This window comes from Nocardiopsis sp. TSRI0078 (genome assembly GCF_001905145.1).
GTDB lineage: Bacteria > Actinomycetota > Actinomycetes > Streptosporangiales > Streptosporangiaceae > Nocardiopsis.
Genome location: NZ_LWLB01000002.1, coordinates 4,883 through 27,951, shown reverse-complemented (window position 1 = coordinate 27,951; position 23,069 = coordinate 4,883). Strand labels below are relative to the sequence as shown.

The following is a 23,069-nucleotide window of genomic DNA, read 5'->3' as shown; positions in this document are numbered from 1 at the left end:
ACCGGGCACTCAGCCGACGGCAGCGCCGAACCACGTGGGCACGTGGCCGAGCAGGTCCTGCTGATCCTCACCGACCCACGCCACATGGCCGTCCGGCCGCAACAGCACGGCGGGCACGTCCAGTTCCCCGCCGACGTCGACGACGTGGTCGATACGGTCCGCCCACCCCTTTACCGAGAGCCGGCCGGTCTGGTCGAGCAGCAGCCCGCGACCGCCGTGCATCAGCTCATAGAGGCGCCCCCGCTTCAGCCCCACGTCCCGCATCCGCCTGCCGAGCAGCCCATGCCCCTCACCGAAGTCGTAGCGGACATCGACCGCGGTGATGAGCCCGGTCACGTACCGGTTCGCCTCCTCCAAGTCCAACAGCCTCGAGAACAGCTCCCGCAGCGCCGCCGCACCCGGATCGGTCCCGAGCAGCGTGATCTGCGCACGGGTGTTGTCCAGCACGCGGGCGCCCACCGGGTGCCGTTCGGCGTGGTAACTGTCCAGCAACCCCTCCGGCGCCCAGCCCCGGACCGCGGCGGCCAGCTTCCAGCCGAGGTTGAACGCGTCCTGCACACCGAGGTTGAGCCCCTGCCCGCCGGTGGGCGGGTGGATGTGCGCCGCGTCGCCGGCCAGCAGCACCCGGCCCACCCGGTAGCGCTCGACCTGGCGGGTGGCGTCGCCGAACCGGGACAGCCAGCGCGGCGAGTGCACACCGAAGTCGGTGCCCGCCAGAGCCCGCAACCGCTGCCTGAACTCCTCCAAGGTCGGCTCGGCACGGTCCTCGGCCACCCCCTCGGCGGGCACGATGACGCGGTGCACCCCGCCCCCGGAAGGGGTGAGGCCGAACCGCAACTGGGTCCTGCGGACCTGCCCGACGACGGCGGCGATCCTCTCCGGATCCTCGGCCACCTCCATCTCGCCCAGCAGCGTCTCGACCTTGGCGGGTTCGCCGGGGAAACCGACGCCGAGCCGTTTGCGCACCACACTGCGGCCGCCGTCGCACCCGACGAGGTAGCGCGAGCGCAGCCGCGCACCGTCCGCCAGCTCCACGGTCACCCCGTCCCCGTCCTGGCCCAGCCCGACCACTTCGCAGCCGCGCCGCACCTCGGTACCGAGTTCGAGGGCACGCTCGCCGAGCAGCCGCTCGGTGACCGGCTGCGGGGTGGCGAGGCCGTACGGGTGGGCCGTGTCCAACCGCTCCGGCCACGGCTTGGAGATCCCCCCGAACAGACTGCCGACCTGGAACTTCTCACTGACCGCGAGGAACCTCTCCAGCAGCCCGCGCTGGTCCATCACCTCGACGCTGCGCGCGTGCAGGCCCTGCCCGCGGGACTGTCCGGTCGGCTCGGTCAGCTTCTCCAGCACGACCACGTGCACACCGTGCAGCCGCAGTTCGGCGGCCAGCATCAAGCCGGTCGGCCCGCCACCGACGATGACCACGTCAACCATGACATCCCCCGTTCGACAAGGCTGCGTTCGGGCCGGCCGCTCCGCACAGCCCGACCGCGCACACCCGCACCCGCGCGCCGGGCCCCCGCAACCGCACCACAGATCCCACCGATGAATCCGACCTCCCGCGCGACGCACCTCGAAAAGCACACGCACCGCGCCCATCCTGTCCTGATCCGCGCGGGTCCCCGCCTCGGTCGAGGAGATTCTGCGCCACGCCCCGGGTCTTGCCGCAAGCCCCCGGGTGCGCTGTACATTGAAAACGGCAGGGAGTGAAAAGACCTCCCTGCCGTTGCTCCTCCCATCCCCGCGGACGGACGGCCCCCTCCCGAGACGGTGACGCGCCCCCACGGCCGCGCCCACGCACCGTGCGCGGCCGGGCCGGCGCCTGTGGCAGGATCCCACCCATGTCCGTACGCGAACTCGTCGTCCTCGGCACCTCCAGCGCGGTGCCCACCCGCCGCCGCAACCACAACGGCTACTTCCTGCGGTGGGACGACCACGGCATCCTGTTCGACCCGGGCGAGGGCACCCAGCGCCAGATGAGCCTGGCGGGCCTGGCCGCCACCGACATCACCCGTATCTGCATCACCCACTTCCACGGCGACCACTGCCTGGGACTGCCCGGAACCATCCAGCGCATCGCCCGGGACCAGGTGCCCCACCCCGTGCGCGTGGCCTACCCGGCCCAGGGGCAGCAGTACTGGCAGCGGCTACGCCACGCCACCTCCTTCCGCGACACCGACGTCGTGGTGGCCCAACCGGTCGGCGGCATCGGGTCCTGCCCCCTGGGAGAGCAGGACGTGCACATCACCGCACTGCCACTGCGCCACTCCACCCCCGCCTACGGCTACCGGCTGGCCGAACCGGACGGGTGGCGGATGCTGCCCGACCAGCTGGCCGCCCACGGCGTACACGGCCCCATGATCGGGCTCCTGCAACGCCAGGGCACCGTCACCACTGACGACGGTCGCCGGGTGGAACTGGCCCAGTGCGCCCGCCCCCGCCGGGGCCAGGTGCTGGCCTTCGTGATGGACACCGCCGAATGCGACCAGGCGGTGGAACTGGCGCACGGCGCCGACATGCTGGTGATCGAGTCGACCTACCTGGACACCGAGGAGCACCTGGCCCGCTCCTACGGCCACCTGACCGCCCGCCAGGCCGGACGCATCGCCGCCCGAGCCGGGGCGGGCACCCTGGTACTCACCCACCTGTCCGAACGCTACGAACAGCAGGACGACCCCCGCTTCCTCGCCCAGGCCGCCGCCGAGTTCGACGGACCCGTCGTACTGGCCCAGGACCTGCAACGCATACCGCTCCCGCCCCGCAACCCCGACCGCGCCACCCCTATGGGATAGGGTTGTCGGGCACCGCAAGGACCGGCCGAGGAGGTGAGAACGATTCCCCCTGTCGCAGGCTGGGCGTTCCCACCCCCAGGACACACCACCGCGTCCTGACGGAACGCCCGACAGTCTCCTGGAAGGCTTTCGTGGCGTCCCCACCCTCTTCACCCTCCTCCACCCTGATCACACGTTTGCGCTCGGCGGGCTGCGTCTTCGCCGAGGAGGAAGCACACCTGATCACCTCCACAGCGCGCACCCCAGAAGAAGCGGCCTCGATGGCCGACCGCCGCTGCGCGGGCCTGCCACTCGAACACGTCCTGGGATGGGCCGCCTTCTGCGGACTGCGCCTACAGGTGGACGAGGGCGTGTTCGTCCCCCGCCCCCGTACCGAGTTCCTGGCCCGCAAGGCCGCCTCCCTGCTCACCCCCGGCGCCGTGGCCGTCGACCTGTGCTGCGGCTCCGGTGCCCTGGGCGCGGTCCTGGCCCACACACGCGACGACATCACCCTGCACGCCGCCGACATCGACGCGGCCAGCGTGGCCTGCGCCCGACGCAACCTGCCCGGCCATCGGGTGCACCACGGCGACCTGTACCGCGCCCTGCCGCAGCGGCTGCGCGGGCGCGTCCAGGTCCTGGTCGCCAACGTGCCCTACGTTCCCACCGACCGGATCGCCCTGCTGCCCGCCGAAGCACGCGTGCACGAGAACCAACGGTCCCTGGACGGCGGCGCGGACGGCCTGGACCTGGTCCGCCGCGTCACCGCCCAGGCCGGGCGGTGGCTGGCTCCGGGCGGCCACCTGCTGGTGGAGGTGCAGGAACACCAGGTCCGCGCCGCCAGGCAGGCCTTCGCCCGGGGCGGCCTGTCCTGCGAGGTGTCCTGCTGCCCCGAGCGTGAGGCCACCGTGCTCACCGGCACCCGCTGACCCCCCGGGGGCGGGCGCACACCCGCACCGCGCCGTGCGCGGATCCGCCCGCCCCGTGCAACGCACCGCGGCGGCGACGCTTCGGTCGCCGCCGCACGGTGCCCGCCCCATCCTGGAGAGCATGCACGCCCCTGACGGAAACCGCCTGGCCGCCCTGGCGGCCCTGCTCGCCGACCCCACCCGCGCCCGGATGTGCCTGGCGCTGCTGGACGGGCGGGCCTGGACCGCGGGCGAGCTGGCCCGCCACACCGGCGTGGGCGCCTCCACCGCCAGCGACCACCTGAGCAGACTGGTCCGGGGCGGACTGCTCGCCCAGCAGCGCCAGGGCCGCCACCGCTACGTGCGCCTGGCCGACACCCGGGCCGCACACCTGGTGGAGACCCTGGCCGCCCAGGCCGAGCCCACCCCCGTCGGCGAACGCCCCCGCAACCTGCGCACCGTGCGCGCGGACCGGGCGCTGGCGCTGGCACGCACCTGCTACGACCACCTGGCCGGACGTTTGGGCTGCGCCCTCACCGAAGCGATGACCCACCGGGGCCTGCTGTGCCAGGACACCGGGTTCGCGCTGACCGACGCGGGACTGGCCTGGTTCGCCGAGCACGGCATACCCCTGCCGCGCACGGGGCGGCGCCCGCTGGTACGCGCGTGCCTGGACTTCACCGAGCGCCGCACCCACCTGGCGGGTGCGGCCGGAGCCGCGCTGTGCCGGCACGCCCTGGCCTCGCACTGGTGCGTGCCCGCGGGCACGGGGCGGGCGTTGAGGGTCACCGACCACGGCGAACGCGCCTGGCGGGAGCTGCTGGGCATCGAGGCGTCGGCACTGCGCTGAGTATCCGCGCCACGCCCCCGTACCGCACGCGGTGGCCCCTCCTGTGGCCACCGCGTACGGTACGGCCGGGGCCGCGCCCCCGCGGCCCGTCCGGGCGCCCCCGGGCGCTCAGGCGGCGGAGAGGTCCTCCACCGCACGGCGGGCCTGCTCGGCGACCAGGTCGGCGTTGATCGCCGCACCCGCCCGCAGCCCGGCGGCCGCACCGCCGATGACCTGTTCGAAGGGGGTGGCGGCATTGCCCGCCACCCACACGCCCGGCACGTTGGTGGCGCCCGTCGCGTCGGACTCCACCTGTGTGCCCACCACCTGGCCCATCGCCTGGGCCGGGACCACCTTCAGTCCCAATCCCTCCAGGCCCCGCACCCGGGCCCGCATGTGGGTGGCCACCACCAGGGCGCTCAGCGCCACGGTGGTGCCATCGGCCATCTCCACCCCGACCAGTCGCCCCTCCTCGGTCCGCACCCTCGCGACCGGACCCGGGACCACGCGCACACCGCGTGCGCGCAACCGGTCGCGCTCGTGCTGGTCCAGGTCCGCGGCACTGTGCTGCAACAGGGTGATGTCGCAGCTCCACTGGCGCCACAGCAGCGCCTGGTGCACGGCCATGGCGCTGGTGGCCACGACGCCGATCGCCTCGTCGTGCACCTCCCAGCCGTGGCAGTAGGGGCAGTGCAGGACGTCGCGGCCCCACCGCTCGGCCAGCCCCGGGATCCCGGGCAGCTCGTCGGCCAGGCCGGTGGCGACCAGGAGCCGGTCGGCGGTCAGGGCGGCCCCGTCCTGCAGGCGCAGGCCGAAACCCCCCTGGGCGCGGGCCCGGGCGTCCACGACACGGCCGGTGCGCACCTGGGCGCCGTAGCCGGTGATCTCGGCGCGGCCGGTCTCCAGCAGTTCCGTGGGCGGGGTGCCCTCGCGGGTCAGGAAGGTGTGCACGCCCGCGGCGGGGGCGTTGCGGGGTCGGCCGTCGTCGACGACCAGGACCGAGCGTCGGGCGCGGGCCAGGGCCAGGGCTCCGGAGAGCCCGGCGGCGCCCCCGCCGATGACGACGACCTCGTGGTGGTTCTCGGTGGTGGTGGGTGGTGTGGTGGTGTCCATGGTGTTCCCCTTTCACCGCCCATGCTGTGCCCGCCCCCAAGACCTGACAAAGTTATTTGCCACTCCAGCAAACCGGGGGTGTGGGCGCACCCCGGGCCGTCGTCCTCGGCCGGCCACCGGACGATGGCGCCCGCCCTGACCGAGGGGGAGCCGCAGCCCCTCTCCCCGGCGCGCTCGCCGAGCGTGCGCGGGGTCGGTCCGGCCCTGTCCTCGGTGGAGTCCGGGTAGGCCCGGCACGGCATGGGGGTTGCTCCCCGCCGGGTGGGGAGTCGATGCTCACACGCTCCCGCGACACTCGGCGCCCCGGCGCCGCCCTCTCCGGGCCGGATGCGCCGGAAGGACGCCGTCCACGCGTACCGGCGCCCCGGGCACCGCGCCTTCACCACCGCCATGAAGGCACAGGAATTTGCCTAAACCTATTAGGAAAATGTAATGTCGTTGAAGGCATACGGGAGGAAGGGTATGGCACGCGCAGGACTGACACCGCAGCGCCTCACCAGGGCGGGAGCGGAACTGGCCGACGAGGTCGGCTTCGACCACGTGACCGTCTCGGCGCTGGCACGACGATTCGACGTCAAGGTCGCGAGCCTGTACTCACACCTGAGGAACTCCCACGACCTCAAGACCCGGATCGCCCTGCTGGCCCTGGAGGAACTCGCCGACCGGGCCGCCGACGCCCTGGCCGGCCGGGCCGGCAAGGACGCCCTGACCGCCCTGGCCGACGTCTACCGCGACTACGCCCGCGAACACCCCGGCCGCTATGCCGCGACCCAGTTCAGACTCGACCCCGCCACGGCCGCCGCCAGCGCCGGCGTCAGGCACGCCCAGATGACACGGGCGATCCTGCGCGGCTACGACCTGACCGAACCGGACCAGACCCACGCGGTCCGGCTGCTGGGCAGCGTCTTCCACGGCTACGTGAGCCTGGAGATGGGCGGAGGGTTCAGCCACAGCGCCCCTGACACCCAACAGACCTGGTCACGGACCATGGACGCCCTGGACGCCCTGCTGCGGAACTGGCCCGAGCCCTGAACACACCCCGCACCCACCCCGACCACACGCACCCGACCAGCGCACCGCAAGCACCCCGCACACTCCGACCCACAGGCTGAACATGCACACCCCGCACCACTGGACCACCACGCCCATCACCCCGGACCTGCTACGCGGCGCCCTGGACCTGGAGCACACCGAACACGGCGTGCTGCCCCACCGCCTGCCCGCCCGGGCCCGCGCACAGTGCGCCGACCCGCAGCTGGCCATGGCCGAGTCCCAGCCCTCCGGCGTACGGTTGGCCTTTCGCACCCGGGCCACCACCGTGGAACTGGACACACTGCCCACCAAGAGGGTCTACCAGGGCGCCCCGCCCCGCCCGGACGGCGTGTACGACCTGCTCGTGGACGGCCGCCTGACCGACCAGGCCAGTGTGAGCGGCGGCAACACCGTGACCATCGACATGAGCACCGCAACCGCCCAGAACCGGCCCGGCCCCGTGGGCACCGCACGGTTCACCGGCCTGGCCGACCGCGTCAAGGACGTCGAGATCTGGCTCCCGCACAACGAGACCACCGAACTGGTGGCCCTGCGCACCGACGCCCCCGTCCAGGCCGCACCACCGGCAGAGCGCAGGGTGTGGCTGCACCACGGCAGTTCGATCAGCCACGGCTCCGACGCCGCGAGCCCCACCACCACCTGGCCCGCACTGGCCGCCTCCCGGGGCGGCGTGGAACTGGTCAACCTCGGCCTGGGCGGCAGCGCCCTGCTCGACCCCTTCACCGCCCGCGCCATGCGCGACACCCCCGCCGACCTGATCAGCGTCAAGATCGGCATCAACCTGGTCAACACCGACCTGATGCGCCTGCGCGCCTTCGGCCCGGCCGTGCACGGCTTCCTCGACACCCTCCGCGAGGGGCACCCCACCGCACCGCTGCTGGTGGTCTCCCCCCTCTACTGCCCCATCCACGAGGACACCCCCGGCCCCGGAGCCTTCGACCTCAGCGCCCTGAGCACCGGACGCCTCCGATTCCGGGCCACCGGCGCCCCCGACGAGCGCGCCGCCGGGAAGCTGACGCTCACCCTCATCCGCCAGGAGCTGTCCCGCATCGTGCGGCAGCGGGCGGCCGAGGACCCGAACCTGGGCTACCTCGACGGATGCGACCTCTACGGCGAGGCGGACTTCGCCGAGCTGCCGCTGCCCGACCAGCTCCACCCCGACGCCGCAGCGCACCGTCGCATCGGCGAACGCTTCGCCGCGCTCGCCTTCGGCGCGGGCGGCCCCTTCTCCACCGAGAACACCTGAGGCACCCCTTCCGGCGCCGCCGGGCCGAAGCCTCAACCGCTCTCCCGTTGGGTTTCCCGGGCGCCCCGGGACAGGACCGCCGTACGGAAGGTCCGCGCGCACAGGGCCGCCGCTCCGGCCGCACCCGCCCCGCCGCCCCACAGTGCCAGGAGAGCGGTCACCGGGCAGGTCTGCGCCAATACGCCGATCAGCGGGTTGGCCCACAACAGCGGCACCCACTGGACCAGGGTCACCACAGCCTGGGCCCGCCCCACCGCCTCCCGTGGGCAGGCGGCCATGAACAGGGGCCCGACATGGGTGGAGAAGACGCCGGTGCCCAGACCCACGACCAAGGACACCAGGCAAAAGACCGTCGCCCCCGGAGCGGCCGCGGCGACCGCGACCCCCGCCCCGGCGGCGACCATCCCCCAAGCGGCGGCCGACCCGGCGCGCGACACGGTCCCGCGCCACAGGACCACGACGGTCACGCAGGCCATACCGGCGCCGAAAGCGCCCGCCGCCGCTCCCGTGGCCACCGCGTCCCAGCCGCGCACGGTGGAGACCACCGGCACCAGGAGCGGGGAGAAGGGGATGACGAACATGGCGAAGGCCCCGGTGAGCAGCACGACCGCACGCAGCAGCGGCGTGCCGAACACGATCCTCACCCCCTGCCCCACCTGGCGGTTCAGCCCCCTTCCCGCATCGGCGGGAGGCGGAAACCGTGCCCGAGAGCGCACGAAGCGCAGCACCATGAGCATCACCAGGTAGCCCAGGGCCCCGGCCCCGTAGGTGGCCGGCAACCCGAGAAAGGCGATCGCGGCCCCTCCCAACGGCGGCCCGCACAGCACGGCGCCCTGCAGGACGATCTGCCGGGCCGCCATGGCACGGCCCATGGCGGCGGAGGGGACCAGCAGTTTGGGAACCGACGCCGAAGCCGGAATGTTGACCGCGTCGACCGTGCCCAGGGCCAGCGCGGTCACGACCATGGCGGCCGGACCGGGATCGACCGCGGACATGGCCAGGGCACCCGCGGCCGCCAGGACGCACAGAACCACGTTCGCGGCCACCATGACGGGCAGGGCCCCGACACGGTCGCTCAGCGCGCCCCCGTGCAAGGTCAGCAGAACACGGGGCACGACCTGCGCCGAGAGCACCGCCGCGGCCGTACCGGGGCTGAGCAGGGCCGCGTGCCACACGAGCCCGAAGACCAGCATCTGGGTGCCCAGCGCCGTCGCTCCGGTTCCGGCCAGCCAGGCCCAGTAGAGCCGTGGAGGTCCGTGTCCGCGACGAACCATCGGGGCGACCTCCATGACGACGGGCCTGCCGGAGGCGGTGGTTTCCTGACCCGGGCACGTTAGCGCGCACCTGCGACAGAGACGGACCCGCCCTCCCCCACCCCTCTCCAGGGGCCGGCCGGAACCGCACGACCCACCGCCAAACCCGTGGCCCGCCGGGCCCGCGCCGTGCGAGGATGCCCCCTCACCCCACCACGACCCCCGGGAACACCATGAGCGCGCCCACCGCCCACCACACCCTCGCCCGTGCCGTGCCCGCCCTACTCGACCAGCCCGGACCCGCGCACACCGTGCAACGCCTGCGCGGCGGCACCAAGAAGGGCGTCTACCGCCTCACCCTGGCCGACACCACCGTCATCGCCTACCTGTGGCACGACAGCCAGGACTACTGGCCCACCGACGCGCAGAGCACCGACCCGGCCGACCCCTTCTCCCACGCCTCGGGCCCCCACCTGTTCACCGCCGCCCACCGGAGGCTGACCGACCTGGGTGTGCGCGTGCCCCGCCTGTACGCCCTGGACACCACCGCCACCCACCACCCCGGCGCCCTGGCCGTGGTCGAGGACATCCCCGGTCCCACCCTCGAAGAACGCCTGCACCACGACCCCCAAGCCATGACCGGCGTCCTGGACCGCCTCGCCCACACCCTGCGCACCATGCACGGACACCAGGCCCCCGCCTTCGGCAAGGTCGCCCACGTCCTGGACGGCGTCACCCCCACCGCCCCCTCCTGCCACCACCTGATCCTGCGACGGGCCCTGCAGGACCTGGACGAGGCCGCCGCACGCGACCCCCGCGCCCGCGCACACCACCAACGCCTCACCCACACCCTGCACACCCTGGCCGCGCGCATCACCCCCCGCGGCGAACACGTCCTCATCCACGGCGAACTCGGCCCCGACCACGTCCTGGTCGACACCGACGGCATCCCCGCCCTCATCGACATCGAGGGACTGATGTTCTTCGACGCCGAATGGGAACACGTCTTCCTGCGCCTGCGCTTTGGCCACCACCACCCGCGCCTGACCACCCGGCCCCTGGACGGCGCCCGCACCGACCTGTACGCCCTGGCCATGCACCTGTCCCTGGTCGCCGGACCCCTGCGCCTGCTCGACGGCCCCTTCCCCGACCGCGACAGCATGCTCGCCATCGCCGAACACAACCTCCACGCCGCCCTGGCCACCACCACCTGAAACACTCGCGCCATGGACACGATCCCCGACCTGTGGAACACCGACACCGTCTGGCTCAACACCGCCCAGTACGGCATCCCGCCCGCCCCCGCCCACCAGGCCCTGACCCGGGCCCTGGACGGATGGCGCACCGCCACCGGCGACCCCGCCGCCTGGGGCAGGGAACTGGAACAGGCCCGCACCAACCTGGCCGCCCTGGTGGGCGCACCCGCCGAGGACCTCACCCTGGGCACCAGCACCGCCCAGATCGCGGGCACCATCGCCGCCAGCCTGCCCGACGGCGCCCGCGTCCTGGTCCCCCAGGGCGACTTCGCCTCCATCGTCTTCCCCTGGCACGCCCAGGCCGACCGCGGCCTCACCGTGCGCGCCGTCCCCCTGGACGAGCTGGCCCAGGCCGTGGACGAGCACACCCACCTGGTCGCCTTCAGCCCCGTACAGTCCGCCACCGGGCGTCTGGCCCCCACCGAGGACATCGTGGCCGCGGCCCGCGCCCACGGCGCCCTGGTCGTGGCCGACGCCACCCAGGCCGCCGGATGGATGCCCCTGCGCGCCACCGACTTCGACGCCCTGATCGCCTCCGCCTACAAGTGGTTCATGGCCCCGCGCGGCCTGGCACTGGCCTACCTGGCCCCCTCCCTGCGCGAGCGGCTGCGCCCCAACAACGCCGGCCCGTCCGCCGCACGCCAGGCCGCCGCGGCCATGTACGCCACCGACATGGACCTGGCCCCCACCGCGCGGGCCTTCGACACCTCACCCAACTGGTTCGCGGCCCTGGCCGCGGCCGCCTCCACCCGGGTACTGCTCCAGGTGGGCCTGGAACGGGTACACGAGCACAACACCACACTGACCGACCACTTCCGCGCCGCCCTGGGCCAGGAACCGGCCCACTCGGCGATCACCAGCCTCGACCAGGACGACGCCACCGAGCGCCTGGCCCGGGCCGGGATCATCACCACCCAGCGCGGGGGCCGCACCCGCCTGTCCTTCCACCTGTACAACACCCTCGACGACGCCGAACGGGCCGCCAAGGTCCTGCTCCGGTAGCGGCGACGGCGAGAACCCACCGGTTTCCGGCGCGCACGCGGCGCTTCGCTCCGCGCCGAGGACCCCACCCGCCCACCACGGCCGCACACCGGCCGCTGGAGCGGGGGCGGGGCCGGAGGCGACGGCACGCTTTGGCGACCGGGACCGCTCACCACCGGGCGCCACCAGCGCCGGGACCATCGCCCTGACCCGCGCCGCGGCGGGCGCGCTCTCACCCGCGCTCGGGACGCACGTTGCCCAGTACCCGGGTGACGGTGATCTCTATGACCGCCCGGTCGGCGTTGGGCCGCGGGGCGCGGTAGCGCTCGGTGTAGCGGAGCTCCGCCTCGGCCACCGCGTCCGCCTCCCGGGTCACCGCCGCGGTGCCCTCCACGGTGCACCACATACGCCCCTGGACCTGGGACACCGACACCCGGGTCCCCGGGTGGGCGGCCAGGTTACGCGCCTTGTAGCTGGTGGCCGAGCAGATCACCCGCACCAGGTGCCGGTCGGGATCGTAGGTGGCCCCGACCGGCACCTGGTGGATGCTGCCGTCCGGGCGCGGGCTGGCCAGCATGCACAGGCGGCGCTCGCGCCAAAAGTCCAGGAACGCATCCTCATCGGCGGTGTGGGGCACGGCGACCTCGTCTCCTGCGGGCGGGTGTGTGTTCCCCATGATCCCAGAACCCGGTTGTGGCGTACCCTACACCGCCTTGACGCACCCATGTCGATCAATAAACTTGAGTCTGACAGCATCAAGGAAGATTCTTCGGGGTCATCACATGCTTCTCACCCGCACCATCCCCTTCAACGTCACCCGCTCCCCGGCCTTGCATGAGGCCGCCATGGACGTGGTGCGCACCGAGGACGCGCTCCTGGTCAGCATCGACCTGCCCGGCGTCCACGCCGACAGCATCGACCTGCAGGCGCAGGGCAACGTGCTCACCGTGCGCGCCCAGCGACCCGCCAGGCACGAGCAGGGCCGCGTCCTGGTCGCCGAGCGGCCCACCGGCACCGTCACCCGCCGGCTACGCCTGGGCCAGAACCTGGACGCGGACAACATCAGCGCCGACTACACCGACGGCGTCCTGAGCCTGCGCGTCCCGGTAGCGGACCAGGCCAGGCCGCGCAAGGTCCTCATCGACCAAGGCGGCGCCGCCTGAGGCGACGCGGGCCCTGGGAGGGTGTGAGGACCACGGGGGACCTCACACCCTCCCCCCTTCCCCCGGGTTGCGGCGACCTTCGCGAAGCACCACACCCGGCCCGCGCCCCGCAGACGGGGACGTGCGCCACCGACGCGGGACGAAGGCAGGTCCCGCGGCGGCGAGGAGCTCAGGAGCCGGCGACCGGGGCGCCCATGGCCTCGGCGATCCAGACGTAGGGGATCGGATCCTGTCCGTTCCCTTCGGGCGCGGTCCCGTTGACCACCGCCACCAGGGACAGGTACCGGCCGTGGGTGTCGTCGTAGACGGGGCCCTCACAGGCGGCGTCCTCCTCGGCGATGCGGCGCAGCAGGTCGGGGATCCGCCGGTACCCGTCGGCCATCCGGTCTCGGACCTGTGGGGTGAAAGGCGCGTCGGACAGCGCCGCGGCCGCTTCCATGAAGCGCGTGACGGCCTCTTGCACCCGCGGGGACCGGGGGGACTCACCGGCGCGGTGGGCGGCGAGGAGGTCCTCCATGAGCGAGGCCCCGCTGCCGTGCACGAAGTCCTGGAACGGCGCGCTGGCCACGCTTCGCCCCACATCGGTTGAGTAGGTCCGGTGCAGGTAGGTGCGGACCGCGGCGCGAAACGCCGGACCCCGCACCAACCCGGCCAGCTCGATCCAGGCCTCGAGCTGAGCGGCGGTGGGGTCCTCGGGCAGGACCGGGCGCATCGTCCGCAACCGGTCGACGAAGCCCTCGGGAACGTCCAGGCCGTCGCTGACGTCGTTCCAGAAGTCGTCGACGATCCGCTCGCGCTCCTCGTCGGCCATCGAGACGAGTCGGTGCATCAGGTCCGCGCGCGCGATCGTGCCGCCCTGTCTGATCAGGGCCCTGAGCACCGCACGCCGGGCCCGCAGCGTGCGCTCCTGGCGCTCGACGACCTCCAGGTGCGTGGTGAGCAGGTCGTGCAGGGCCATACCGCCCTCGAGCATGCGGCGAATCCCCTCCAGGTCGGTGTCCAGCTCGCGCAGGGTGCGCACCAGTTCCAGGCGGGCGATGGCGTCGATGTCGTACAGCCGGTGCCCCGCCGCGGTCAGGCCGGTGGGATCGACGACTCCGACGTCGGCGTAGAACCGGACGGCGCTGACGCTCAGGCCGCTGCGGCGGGCGGCGTCTCCGATGGGGTACAGCTCGCGGTCGTTCATGAGGCCACTGTGGAGCCTCAAGCCACATGAGACGCAAGACCCGCCCGCCCCGCACCCACGAGGGCGAGGACCACGGAACCCACCACCGCCGGGCCGGGACCCTTGCCCCGCCCGGAGGCACTGTGCCATGCTCATAATTGGGCGAACGACCAAGGCAAGTGCCCAGGGCAGATGACCAAAAGGTGGCACGGTGACGAACACACAAGGCACACACGTACGCGAACGCCTGCTCCAGGCAGCCGCCGAACTCATCAGCGAACGCGGATGGTCAGCGGTCAGCACCCGCACCCTGGCCCAACGCGCCGGAGTCGGCCCCGGCCTGGTGCACTACCACTTCACCTCCCTGCAGGCCCTGCTCACCGAAGCCGCCGCCCAGACCCTGCGCACCATCGCCGAAGAAGCCACCACACACCTGCAGGGCACCACACCCCGCGAAGGACTCGCCCTGATCCTGGACGACCTGGACCGCTACCCCGGCGACGACCCCGCCTCACGCCTGGTCACCGAGACCTACCTGGCCGCCACCCGCGACCCGAACCTGCGCCAGGCCATCACCCAGGTCCTGGACCAGCTACGCCAACACCTGACCACCTGGCTCACCACCGCGAACGTCCCCGACCCCCACGCCACCGCCGCCACCCTGGCCGCCGCCCTGGACGGCATCATGCTCCACCGCGCACTGGACCCCGACCTGACCGCCCCCACCGTCGAACCCGTCCTGCACCGACTCCTCACACCCAACGACCACCCAGGAGCACCCCGATGAGAGCCCTCGTCTGCGGAGCCGGCATCGCCGGCCTGGCCGCCGCCCACCGACTCCACACCCACGGCTGGCAGGTCACCGTCCTCGAACAGGCCCCCGGCCCACGCACCCAGGGCTACATGATCGACTTCTTCGGCCCCGGCTACCAGGCCGCCGACCTCATGGGCCTCCTGCCCCGCCTACGTGAACTCGGCTACCACATCGACCACGCCACCTTCGTCGACCACCACGGCACACCCCGCGCCACACTCGGCATCCAGCAGCTCTCCCACCTGGGCATGGTCTCCCTCATGCGCCCCGACCTCGAACGCGCCCTGCGCGAAACCCTCCCCGACGACGTACAAGTGCACTACGACGCACCCCTGCGCCAGGTCCACCACCACGGCGACACCGTCCAGGCCACCCTCGCCGACGGCCGCACCCTGACCGGCGACCTGCTCATCGGCGCCGACGGCATCCACTCCACCGTGCGCCGCCTGCTCTGGGGCCCCGACACCGACCACCTGCGCTACCTGGGCTTCCACACCGCCGCCTTCACCTTCACCGACCCCCGCATCCACGCCCGGGTCGACGGCGGTTTCTACCTCACCGACACCACCGGCGCCCAGATGGGCCTGTACGGGCTGCGCGACGGCCGCGTGGCCGCCTTCACCGTGCACCGCAGCCCCACCCCCCGAACACCCGCCGACCCCCGCGCCGAACTCCGCCGCACCCACGCCGACCTGGGCTGGCTGGTCCCCCGCGCCCTGGAGCACTGCCCCGACCCCGAACACGTCTACTACGACCAGGTCGCCCAGACCCTCACACCCCACTGGAGCCGGGCACGCACCGTCCTGCTCGGCGACGCCTGCGGCGCGGTCTCCCTGCTCGCGGGCCAGGGCGCCTCCCTGGCCGTGGGCGGAGCCTTCATCCTGGCCGAACACCTGGCCTCGGCCCCCACCCTGGAGGCGGGACTGCGCCGCTACGAACAGCAGTGGCGCCCCGAGGTCGAACAGCGCCAACGCGCCGCCCGCCGCACCGCCCGCTGGTTCCTGCCCCCCACCCGCGCCCGGCTGCTCCTGCGCCGCGCCGCACTGCACACGACCGGCCTGCCGGGCGTGAGCCGCCTGCTGGCCGGCGTGCTCACCGGCAAACCCACCCCCGCCGTCCGCGAACACACTCCCCTGGGCGCCACCGGCCGGACCAGGTGAGGCCACGAGCCCACCCCGCACCCGCAAAAGCCGCCCCAGCCGCTCGGGCGGGCACCGCAACGGCACCACCCGCCCATCAGAGGAGCAAGACCCCGGCACACCCCTCTACCCGACCATGCACCCCTCACCGAAGCACTCACACGGCGGGCTCACCCACCCGCCGGACCAGGTCCACCCACCCCCGGTACCCCGACGGCGAGGCACAGTACACCCGCCCCCGCGGCCTCAACCGCCCATCACGCGCATACCAGGCCGCCAACTCCTCCTCCGCCGCACCATCGCCCCCATCGGCCGCCACCAGCAAACCGGCCACCTCATCCACCAGCCCGCTGTCACCCCACCGCTCCATCACCCCCCAGCTGTCCCACAACAGCACCTCATCCCCCTGCCGGTGGGCCAACTCCAACAACACGTAGTCACGGCAGCACCCCACCAACGGCACCCGCCGCCCCGCCGCCCACGGACGCCCGTCACGGACCGCGTCGGTGGCCAGCATCGACTCCACCCACCGGTGGTCGATCTCGGCCAACCGCGCCCCGGACCACGCCACACCCCCCGCCCGGTAGTGGGCGAGCACACCGCGCACCACCCGGCCGATCCCCTCCACCCCCTCGGGCAACCGCTCCAGCACCGGGGCGTACACACCCGGACCGGAGTAGCGGGTGTGCCCCGCCCACCGCCGCACACGCTCCTCCATCACACACCCCTCACCGGCCGCGCCACCAGCGCGAACACCTCTTCCTCGGCCACGTCCCCCAACCCGCCGGGCAGACCTCCCGGAACACCCCGCACGGCTGGGCGCCACGGGCCTGCACCCACCGCTCCACCGCCGCGTAGGCGCCCATGATCCGCGCCGGGAAGCAGTCCCGGCGCGGCACCCGGCACACCGCACACGTGTGGGCGCCCTCCAACCGGATCACCACCCCCTCACACGGCTCGGCGTGACCGATGAAGGGCACCGCCACCTCGATCAGCGCCGCCCCGTCCGGGGTCACCGACCCGTGGTAGAGCACCCACAAGGGCCCCGTCGGGCTCGCGCCCTGCCCGCGCAGATGACCGCGTATCCGCTCGGCCCGCTCGTGGAAGGTCGCCACCAGGCGCTGCTGGTCGGTACGGGCCCGCATCGCGGCCACCTTCACCGCACCCGCGCTCTCCACCCCCACCCGACACACCGGTCCAGCCCCCGCACCACCGCCGTCGCCGCCGCTCCAGGACAGGCGCAGCTCCTCCAGCGCACCGCGCCGCGCACGCAACGCCTCCTCCTGGGCCCGCCACCACGACTCCACCCGCTCCGCGGCCTCCCGCCCACCGGCCGCCATCGCCTGGGACACCACCGACAAGGGCATGCCCATCCGACGCAGCAGCCGGATCCGCCGGGCCCGCCCCAGCTGCTCCACCAGGTACCACCGGTACCCGTTGCACGGATCCACCCGGTGGGGCACCAGCAGACCCGACCTCTCGTACAACCGCAGCGCCTTGGGGGAGAGCCCGCCCTGAGCGTGTCCGTGGGAGACCATGCCCATGAGTGCGGCCCCTGCCCCAAGGGCACGGTCAACACCCACCCGGGGGGCGCCCGCACACAGAACGGCCCCACCGCGCACGGTGAGGCCGCCACACACCCCGCCACGGCGGGGCCACACCCCGTCTTAGCGCTCCTTCACCAGGCGCACCAACGTCTCCACCTCCTCCTCGGTGTTGAAGTAGTGCACCGAGGCCCGCACCGCCTCATCCACCGCCACCTCGCGCTCCCACACCTGGTTCCACACCCGCGACACACTCACATGCACCCCGCAGCGCCCCAGAGCCGCACGCACCCCCTCCGCACTGGCCCCCTCCACCGCGAACGTCACGATCCCCGACCGTTCCGCCCCCCGGTCCAACACCCGTACACCATCCACCTGCGACAACCCCTGCCGGGCACGGCCGGCCAACGCCCCCACCCGCTCCTGGATCGCCGCCAACCCCACATCCACCGCGTAACCCGCGGCCACCCCCAACCCGATCTGACCCGCCACACTGCGCTCGAAGCTCTCGAACCGGCGCGCGTCCTCACGCACCCGGTACCCCCGCCCCTCCCAATGCGCCGAGGACACGTCCACCACCGGCGGCTCACCCAGATCCGCACCCGAACGCGCGTACAAAAACCCCGTCCCCCGCGGACCACGCAGGAACTTACGCCCCGTGGCCGTCAGCACATCACACCCGATCCGCTCCACATCCAGATCCCACTGGCCCACCGACTGGCACGCATCCAACAGGAACAACGCCCCCGCCCGACGGCACAGCGCCCCGATCCGCTCGACCGGATTGACCAACCCGTTGTGCGTGGGCATGTGGTTGACCGCCACCACCCGCACCCCGCCCCGATCCAATTCGCGCTCCAACGCCTCCAGGTCCATCACCCCGAACGCGTCATCCTCCACCACCTGCACCCGCACCCCGCGCTCACGGGCGGCCTTGACCATCCCCAACGCGTTACTGGGGTACTCACTGACCGTGGTCAACACCCGATCCCCCGCCTCGAAGGCCACCGAACCGAACGCCAACTCCCACGCCCGCGTGGCGCTCTCCACGAAAGCGATCTCCTCCGGGCGCGCCCCCACCATCCGCGCCACACCGGTGTAGAACCCCTCCACCGCAGCCTCAGCACGCTCAGCCGCCTCATAACCACCAAGGCGCGCCTCCAACCGCACGTGCTCCACCACCGCCTCCACCACCGGAACCGGCGACAGCGACGAACCCGCGTTGTTCAGGTGCACCACCTCGGCCACCGCCGGCGTCTCCGCACGCACCGCGTCCACATCGATCCCCACCCGCGGCCTCCTCACATCCCACACGACACGACCACGGCGAACCTACCCACCACACGCCCCCTCAGCGCACCAGCCCCGCACCGAAGACCACCAACCAGACCCGACCCAGCCCACCCGCCCACCGCGCCCCGACCCGCAACACCCACACCCATCAGCCACAATGGCCACACAACACCCGAACCGAAAGGACCCCACCCACACCATGCCCATCCCCAAGGCCGAACTGCACCTGCACATCGAAGGCACCCTCGAACCCGAACTGGCCTTCACCCTGGCCCACCGCAACGGCCTGACCCTGCCCTACACCGACGTCCAGGACCTACGCCGCGCCTACTCCTTCACCGACCTGCAGTCCTTCCTGGACCTGTACTACTCCCTCATGGACGTACTGCGCACCGAAGCCGACTTCACCGACCTGGCCAACGCCTACCTGACCCGCGCCGCCGCCCAGGGAGTACGCCACGCCGAGATCTTCTTCGACCCCCAGGCCCACACCAGCCGCGGCATCAGCATCGACACCGTCGTCAACGGCCTGGCCGCCGCACTGGACACCAGCGAACACACCCACGGCATCAGCACCACCCTCATCCTGTGCTTCCTACGCGACCGCCCCGCCACCGAAGCCCTGGACACCCTCCACCAAGCCCGCCCCCACCTGGACCACATCAGCGCCGTGGGCCTGGACTCCGCCGAGATCGGCAACCCGCCCGAGAACTTCACCGAGGTCTTCGCCGCCGCCCGAGACCTGGGCCTGCACCGCGTCGCCCACGCCGGCGAGGAAGGCCCCGCCTCCTACATCTGGCAGGCCCTGAACCTGCTCGGCGCCCAGCGCATCGACCACGGCATCCGCTGCCTGGACGACACCGACCTGGTCCGCCACCTGGCCACCACCCAGACCCCGCTGACCGTGTGCCCGCTGTCCAACGTGCGCCTGCGCGCCGTCCCCGACCTGGCCCACCACCCCCTGCCCGCCCTCATGGACGCCGGCCTGCTGGTGACCGTCAACTCCGACGACCCCTCCTACTTCGGCGGCTACGTCCACGACAACTTCCAGGCCCTGCACACCCACCTGGGACTGAGCGCCGACCGACTGCGCCAACTGGCCCGCAACTCCTTCACCGCCTCCTTCCTGCCACCCCGGCGCAAAGCCCAACTCATCGCCGAGGTCGACGCCCACCCCCACCCCTGGTAGCCACAACACGGCGGGCCCCACCACCACAACGAGGGTCGGGGTCCGCCGGAGACCACCCGCTCAGCCCACCCAGGCCAGCGACTGCCCGTGCTCACCGGCCCAAGCCACCACACGCCCGTCCAGGGCCACCACGAAGTCACCACCGGCCTCCGGACGCGCCCCCACCAGATCCGGCAGCACCCGCGCCCCCTCGTTCGACACCCAGTGCCCCTCCAGCTCCCGCACCGCCGCAACGAACGCCTCCCGCCGCTCCCCGGGCAGGTAGGCCAGCACCGCACTGTGAAAGACCACCAGCCGCGCATCCCCGGGAGCGCGCTCCGCCACCACCCGCAACTGCTCCACCAGGTCACCGGCCACCAACCAGGGCGGATCCTGCGCGCTCACCCGCGCCGCCGCACGCAACCGCTCCCGCCGCCGCACCTCGTCCGGCCCCGGCCAGACCAGCGCCTCCAACCACCGCATGTCCTCATCCGAACGCACATCCAACGGGTCCAGGTCGATCCCCGCCCGCCAGACCACCTCCGGCACACGCTCAGGAACCGGCACCGGACCCGAGGTCGCACACTCCAGCACCACCGGACTGCCGGACGGACCGATGGGGTCACCCCCGTCATAGGAATAGCGGTACCGGTCCACCTGCAGGCACAACCCCGCCGACGCCCCCACCTCCACCAACGCCAACGGCCCCTCCAGCCCCGCCAGGACCGGCAGCAGCGTCGCGCACCGGCGCACCTCGTTGGTCTGGGTACGGCGCTGCATCACCACCCGGCGCACCTGCTCCCAGTGCTCCACCAGCCAGGGCCCGAACTCCTCCCACGAGGACACCGGCCCGCCCAGGAACCGCACCGCCCCCAACAACAGGTTGGGCTGGCGCTTGTTGCCCTCCGGCAGCGAGGCCACCAACCCCAACACCCGCTCATCCTCGGCCAGGGCCCCGGCAATACGCGCATAGGCCGGGGCACCGGCGGCCGCACAGTGCTCCGCGAAACCCCGATACCACTCCACGACGCGCTCCACACTTCGACCGGCACCGGCCACGTGCTCCACCAACCACCACTCCTCGAAACCGGGGGACACAGGTGCCGTGTTCCTACCCCGCCCGCACCGGCACGGCCCCGTGACGGCACTCACCCCCCGCCCCCGGGCATCACCGCCCCCGCAGGGCGAACCGCGAACGCGCACGCATCCACTCCACGACCTCCACCGGAGCGGTGTGCCGTGATCCCGCCCCGAACGGCGGCCGCGGGTCGTACTCGGTGGCCAACTGCACCACCTGCGCCGCCCGCTCCCCCGCCATCCGCTCCGCCAACACCAAACCCATGTCGATGCCCGCCGACACCCCCGCCGCGGTGACGTACCTGCCGTCCACCACCACCCGCTCCTCCACCGGACGGGCACCCCGGCGCCCCAACTCCTCCAACGCCAACCAGTGCGAGGTGGCCCGACGCCCCTCCAACAACCCGGCCGCCGCCAGGACCAGCGACCCCGTGCACACCGACGTCGTCCAGGTACTGGCCGCGTCCACCGCACGCACCCACTCCACCAAAGGGCCGCCGTCCATGTGGCGGGCCTGGCCCACACCGCCGGGAACGCACACCACATCGGCCCGCTCCACCTCCCCGAAGGCCGCATCGGCCACCAGCGCGCCCGTCCCGCCCCCATCACGCACCGGCCCGCGCCCAGCGGCCACGAAGACCACCTCCACCCCCGGCAGCCCGGCCCACATCTCATAGGGACCCACCGCATCCAACAGGGTCACACCCTCGAACAACGCGATCGCCGCACGCACCACGACCACACCCCTCACCCGCACACCACGACCACTCCCCGCCCCGACCGGACAGGGACCACCGAAAAGAACTCACACACCCTGCGGCCGAAACCGCTCCCGGTACTGCGCCGGAGAACACCCCAACGCCCGCACGAACGCCCGCCGCATCACCTCGGCCGAGGCGAACCCGCACCGGCGCGCCACCGCCACCACCCCGGCATCACTCTCCTCCAACCACCGCCTGGCCGCCTCCAACCGCACCCGCTCCACATACCGGCCCGGCGTACACCCCACCTCCCGCGCGAACACCCGCGCGAAATGGCGCGGCGACAACCCCACCCGCCGCGCCAACGCCTCCACCGACGCCTCACCCTCGGGATGCTCAACGACCCAGTGCTGCACCTCCCGCACCGCCGGACGCTGCGCCACCTGCGCCGACAACGGGGCCGAGAACTGCGCCTGGTTACCCGGACGGCGCAGGAACACCACCAGGTGCCGCGCCACTGTCAACGCCACCCGCCGCCCCAGGTCCTCCTCCACCAACGCCAGCGCCATGTCGATGCCCGCCGACACCCCGGCCGAGGTCACCACCCGTCCCTGCCGCACGAAGATCGGCTCCGACTCCACCCGCACCCGCGGAAACTCCCGCGCCAAACGCTCACAGTGATCCCAGTGCGTGGTCGCCCGCAACCCGTCCAACACCCCCGCCCGCGCCAACAGGAACGCCCCCGTGCACACCGACACCACCCGCCCCGCGTCCCCGCAGCGCCCCCGCAACCACTCCACCAGCTCCCCATCCCCGCGCCGGGCGCCCTCACCGCCCGGCACCACCAGGGTGCCGATCCCCTCCACCTCCTCCAGAGCGGCCGAGGGCACCAACCCCACCCCGTTGGAACAGGTCACCGCCCCACCCCCCAACGAGGCGGTACGCACCCGGTACCGGGCCCCCGGCGCCCGCGCCGCACCGGCGAAGACCTCCAACGGCCCCATCACGTCCAGACTCTGCACCCCGTCGAAGACAACGACGACCACCTCGTGAACCATGGCCCCATCCCACCGCCCCGCCCCCGTGGCCACAAGGTCGCACACCCCACCCTTCCTGCCATCCACACCAGGGCACCCCCCGGGAACCAACCATCCCCCACCGGCCGTTCCCCCCACGTCCCGCGCCGCACCCACGAGAGCCACACCACACAAAGATCACGAGAACTCTCGTCCGCGCAGGACAATCCCAGGCAGGTGACGACCACACCACACGAACGGACACCCGTGAGGCTCTCCAACCGAGGCAGACTACGCCGCAACCCCGACCACGCCCCCACACCCGCCACACCCCTGGTCGAGTTCCACGACGTGTCCCTCACCCAGGCCCGCACCCGCCTCCTGAACCACCTGGACCTGACCCTGCACCCAGGACAACACCTGGCCCTGGTCGGCCTGTCCACCACCGCCACCACCGCCCTGACCCACCTGCTCACCGGCCACACCACACCCACCCACGGCCACCTGAACACCCACACCAACACCCACCTGCTCACCACCCACCCCCACCCCACCCTCGCCCAGGCCATCACCGGCCAC

The 23,069-nt window shown here is 72.8% G+C and carries 22 protein-coding genes and 1 pseudogene; 12 read left to right on the top strand and 11 right to left on the bottom strand.

Annotated elements, in window-relative coordinates; translation table 11 throughout:
* Nucleotides 1-9: 9 nt before the first annotated feature.
* Nucleotides 10-1,434 (bottom strand): rifampin monooxygenase, encoded by a 1,425-nt coding sequence (gene rox, locus A6A08_RS03745; protein ID WP_073701109.1) that lies wholly within the window; start codon nt 1,432-1,434, stop codon nt 10-12.
* 407 nt (nt 1,435-1,841) lie between these two features.
* On the opposite strand from rox, the gene A6A08_RS03740 reads away from it, so the two are divergent.
* The 3 genes from A6A08_RS03740 to A6A08_RS03730 all read left to right on the top strand — a co-directional run bounded on the left by A6A08_RS03740 (nt 1,842) and on the right by A6A08_RS03730 (nt 4,529).
* Complete coding sequence (locus A6A08_RS03740; protein WP_073701108.1) at nt 1,842-2,792, top strand: ribonuclease Z; 951 nt, start codon at nt 1,842-1,844, stop codon at nt 2,790-2,792.
* A gap of 131 nt (nt 2,793-2,923) precedes the next feature.
* Complete coding sequence (locus A6A08_RS03735; RefSeq protein WP_073701107.1) at nt 2,924-3,700, top strand: putative protein N(5)-glutamine methyltransferase; 777 nt, start codon at nt 2,924-2,926, stop codon at nt 3,698-3,700.
* Between the two features lie 121 nt (nt 3,701-3,821).
* Nucleotides 3,822-4,529, top strand: a complete 708-nt coding sequence (locus tag A6A08_RS03730) for a helix-turn-helix transcriptional regulator (protein ID WP_073701106.1) — start codon at nt 3,822-3,824, stop codon at nt 4,527-4,529.
* Between the two features lie 108 nt (nt 4,530-4,637).
* Here A6A08_RS03730 and A6A08_RS03725 read toward each other — a convergent pair whose 3' ends face one another.
* Complete coding sequence (locus A6A08_RS03725; RefSeq protein ID WP_073701105.1) at nt 4,638-5,621, bottom strand: NAD(P)/FAD-dependent oxidoreductase; 984 nt, start codon at nt 5,619-5,621, stop codon at nt 4,638-4,640.
* Between the two features lie 462 nt (nt 5,622-6,083).
* Between A6A08_RS03725 and A6A08_RS03720 the strand changes: the two genes are divergently transcribed.
* Nucleotides 6,084-6,653, top strand: coding sequence for a TetR/AcrR family transcriptional regulator (locus A6A08_RS03720; protein WP_073701104.1), 570 nt, complete (start codon nt 6,084-6,086; stop codon nt 6,651-6,653).
* Between the two features lie 82 nt (nt 6,654-6,735).
* The gene (locus A6A08_RS03715) at nt 6,736-7,920 is read left to right on the top strand and encodes a GDSL-type esterase/lipase family protein (protein WP_073701103.1); all 1,185 of its coding nucleotides are present in this window, start codon (nt 6,736-6,738) and stop codon (nt 7,918-7,920) included.
* Between the two features lie 32 nt (nt 7,921-7,952).
* Here the strand turns inward: A6A08_RS03715 and A6A08_RS03710 are convergent, their stop codons facing one another.
* Entirely contained in the window at nt 7,953-9,194 is a 1,242-nt protein-coding gene (locus A6A08_RS03710; protein ID WP_158069253.1) for an MFS transporter, read from the bottom strand.
* A 212-nt stretch (nt 9,195-9,406) separates the two neighbouring features.
* Here A6A08_RS03710 and A6A08_RS03705 point away from each other — a divergent pair, with 212 nt between their 5' ends.
* Together A6A08_RS03705 and A6A08_RS03700 are read left to right on the top strand one after the other, a co-directional pair.
* On the top strand, nt 9,407-10,387 hold the full coding sequence (locus A6A08_RS03705) for a phosphotransferase family protein (RefSeq protein WP_073701101.1): 981 nt from the start codon (nt 9,407-9,409) through the stop codon (nt 10,385-10,387).
* Between the two features lie 12 nt (nt 10,388-10,399).
* Nucleotides 10,400-11,431, top strand: a complete 1,032-nt coding sequence (locus A6A08_RS03700) for an aminotransferase class V-fold PLP-dependent enzyme (RefSeq protein WP_073701100.1) — start codon at nt 10,400-10,402, stop codon at nt 11,429-11,431.
* 211 nt (nt 11,432-11,642) lie between these two features.
* On the opposite strand, the gene A6A08_RS03695 is transcribed toward A6A08_RS03700, so the two are convergent.
* Complete coding sequence (locus A6A08_RS03695) at nt 11,643-12,086, bottom strand: pyridoxamine 5'-phosphate oxidase family protein (RefSeq protein ID WP_073701099.1); 444 nt, start codon at nt 12,084-12,086, stop codon at nt 11,643-11,645.
* 106 nt (nt 12,087-12,192) lie between these two features.
* Between A6A08_RS03695 and A6A08_RS03690 the strand changes: the two genes are divergently transcribed.
* A complete protein-coding gene (locus tag A6A08_RS03690; RefSeq protein ID WP_073701098.1) occupies nt 12,193-12,573 on the top strand; it encodes an Hsp20/alpha crystallin family protein in 381 nt (126 codons plus the stop codon).
* 169 nt (nt 12,574-12,742) lie between these two features.
* Here A6A08_RS03690 and A6A08_RS03685 read toward each other — a convergent pair whose 3' ends face one another.
* The gene (locus tag A6A08_RS03685) at nt 12,743-13,759 is read right to left on the bottom strand and encodes a MerR family transcriptional regulator (protein WP_073701097.1); all 1,017 of its coding nucleotides are present in this window, start codon (nt 13,757-13,759) and stop codon (nt 12,743-12,745) included.
* Nucleotides 13,760-13,949: 190 nt separating this feature from the next.
* On the opposite strand from A6A08_RS03685, the gene A6A08_RS03680 reads away from it, so the two are divergent.
* Entirely contained in the window at nt 13,950-14,525 is a 576-nt protein-coding gene (locus A6A08_RS03680) for a TetR/AcrR family transcriptional regulator (RefSeq protein WP_073701096.1), read from the top strand.
* The gene (locus A6A08_RS03675; protein ID WP_073701095.1) at nt 14,522-15,712 is read left to right on the top strand and encodes an FAD-dependent oxidoreductase; all 1,191 of its coding nucleotides are present in this window, start codon (nt 14,522-14,524) and stop codon (nt 15,710-15,712) included. The genes A6A08_RS03680 and A6A08_RS03675 overlap by 4 nt, the downstream gene beginning before the upstream one ends.
* A 136-nt stretch (nt 15,713-15,848) precedes the next feature.
* On the opposite strand, the gene A6A08_RS03670 is transcribed toward A6A08_RS03675, so the two are convergent.
* The 3 genes from A6A08_RS03670 to A6A08_RS03660 all read right to left on the bottom strand — a co-directional run bounded on the left by A6A08_RS03670 (nt 15,849) and on the right by A6A08_RS03660 (nt 18,525).
* Nucleotides 15,849-16,409: a hypothetical protein gene (locus A6A08_RS03670; protein WP_073701267.1), complete on the bottom strand. Its 561-nt coding sequence runs from the start codon at nt 16,407-16,409 to the stop codon at nt 15,849-15,851.
* A 10-nt stretch (nt 16,410-16,419) separates the two neighbouring features.
* On the bottom strand, nt 16,420-17,229 hold the full coding sequence (locus A6A08_RS03665) for a MerR family transcriptional regulator (protein WP_242422098.1): 810 nt from the start codon (nt 17,227-17,229) through the stop codon (nt 16,420-16,422).
* A gap of 129 nt (nt 17,230-17,358) precedes the next feature.
* Entirely contained in the window at nt 17,359-18,525 is a 1,167-nt protein-coding gene (locus A6A08_RS03660; protein ID WP_073701094.1) for an aminotransferase class V-fold PLP-dependent enzyme, read from the bottom strand.
* A 202-nt stretch (nt 18,526-18,727) separates the two neighbouring features.
* Here A6A08_RS03660 and A6A08_RS03655 point away from each other — a divergent pair, with 202 nt between their 5' ends.
* Complete coding sequence (locus A6A08_RS03655; protein ID WP_073701093.1) at nt 18,728-19,717, top strand: adenosine deaminase; 990 nt, start codon at nt 18,728-18,730, stop codon at nt 19,715-19,717.
* A gap of 60 nt (nt 19,718-19,777) precedes the next feature.
* On the opposite strand, the gene A6A08_RS03650 is transcribed toward A6A08_RS03655, so the two are convergent.
* From A6A08_RS03650 to A6A08_RS03640, 3 genes are all read right to left on the bottom strand, one after another.
* Nucleotides 19,778-20,764 carry a DUF2332 domain-containing protein gene (locus tag A6A08_RS03650; RefSeq protein ID WP_073701266.1) on the bottom strand — a complete coding sequence of 329 codons (987 nt, stop codon included), beginning with the start codon at nt 20,762-20,764 and terminating at the stop codon, nt 19,778-19,780.
* Between the two features lie 100 nt (nt 20,765-20,864).
* The gene (locus tag A6A08_RS03645) at nt 20,865-21,530 is read right to left on the bottom strand and encodes a DJ-1/PfpI family protein (RefSeq protein WP_242422097.1); all 666 of its coding nucleotides are present in this window, start codon (nt 21,528-21,530) and stop codon (nt 20,865-20,867) included.
* 48 nt (nt 21,531-21,578) lie between these two features.
* Nucleotides 21,579-22,532, bottom strand: coding sequence for a GlxA family transcriptional regulator (locus A6A08_RS03640; RefSeq protein ID WP_073701264.1), 954 nt, complete (start codon nt 22,530-22,532; stop codon nt 21,579-21,581).
* 225 nt (nt 22,533-22,757) lie between these two features.
* On the opposite strand from A6A08_RS03640, the pseudogene A6A08_RS28550 reads away from it, so the two are divergent.
* A pseudogene (locus A6A08_RS28550) lies at nt 22,758-23,069 on the top strand (ABC transporter ATP-binding protein); the annotation flags it as partial.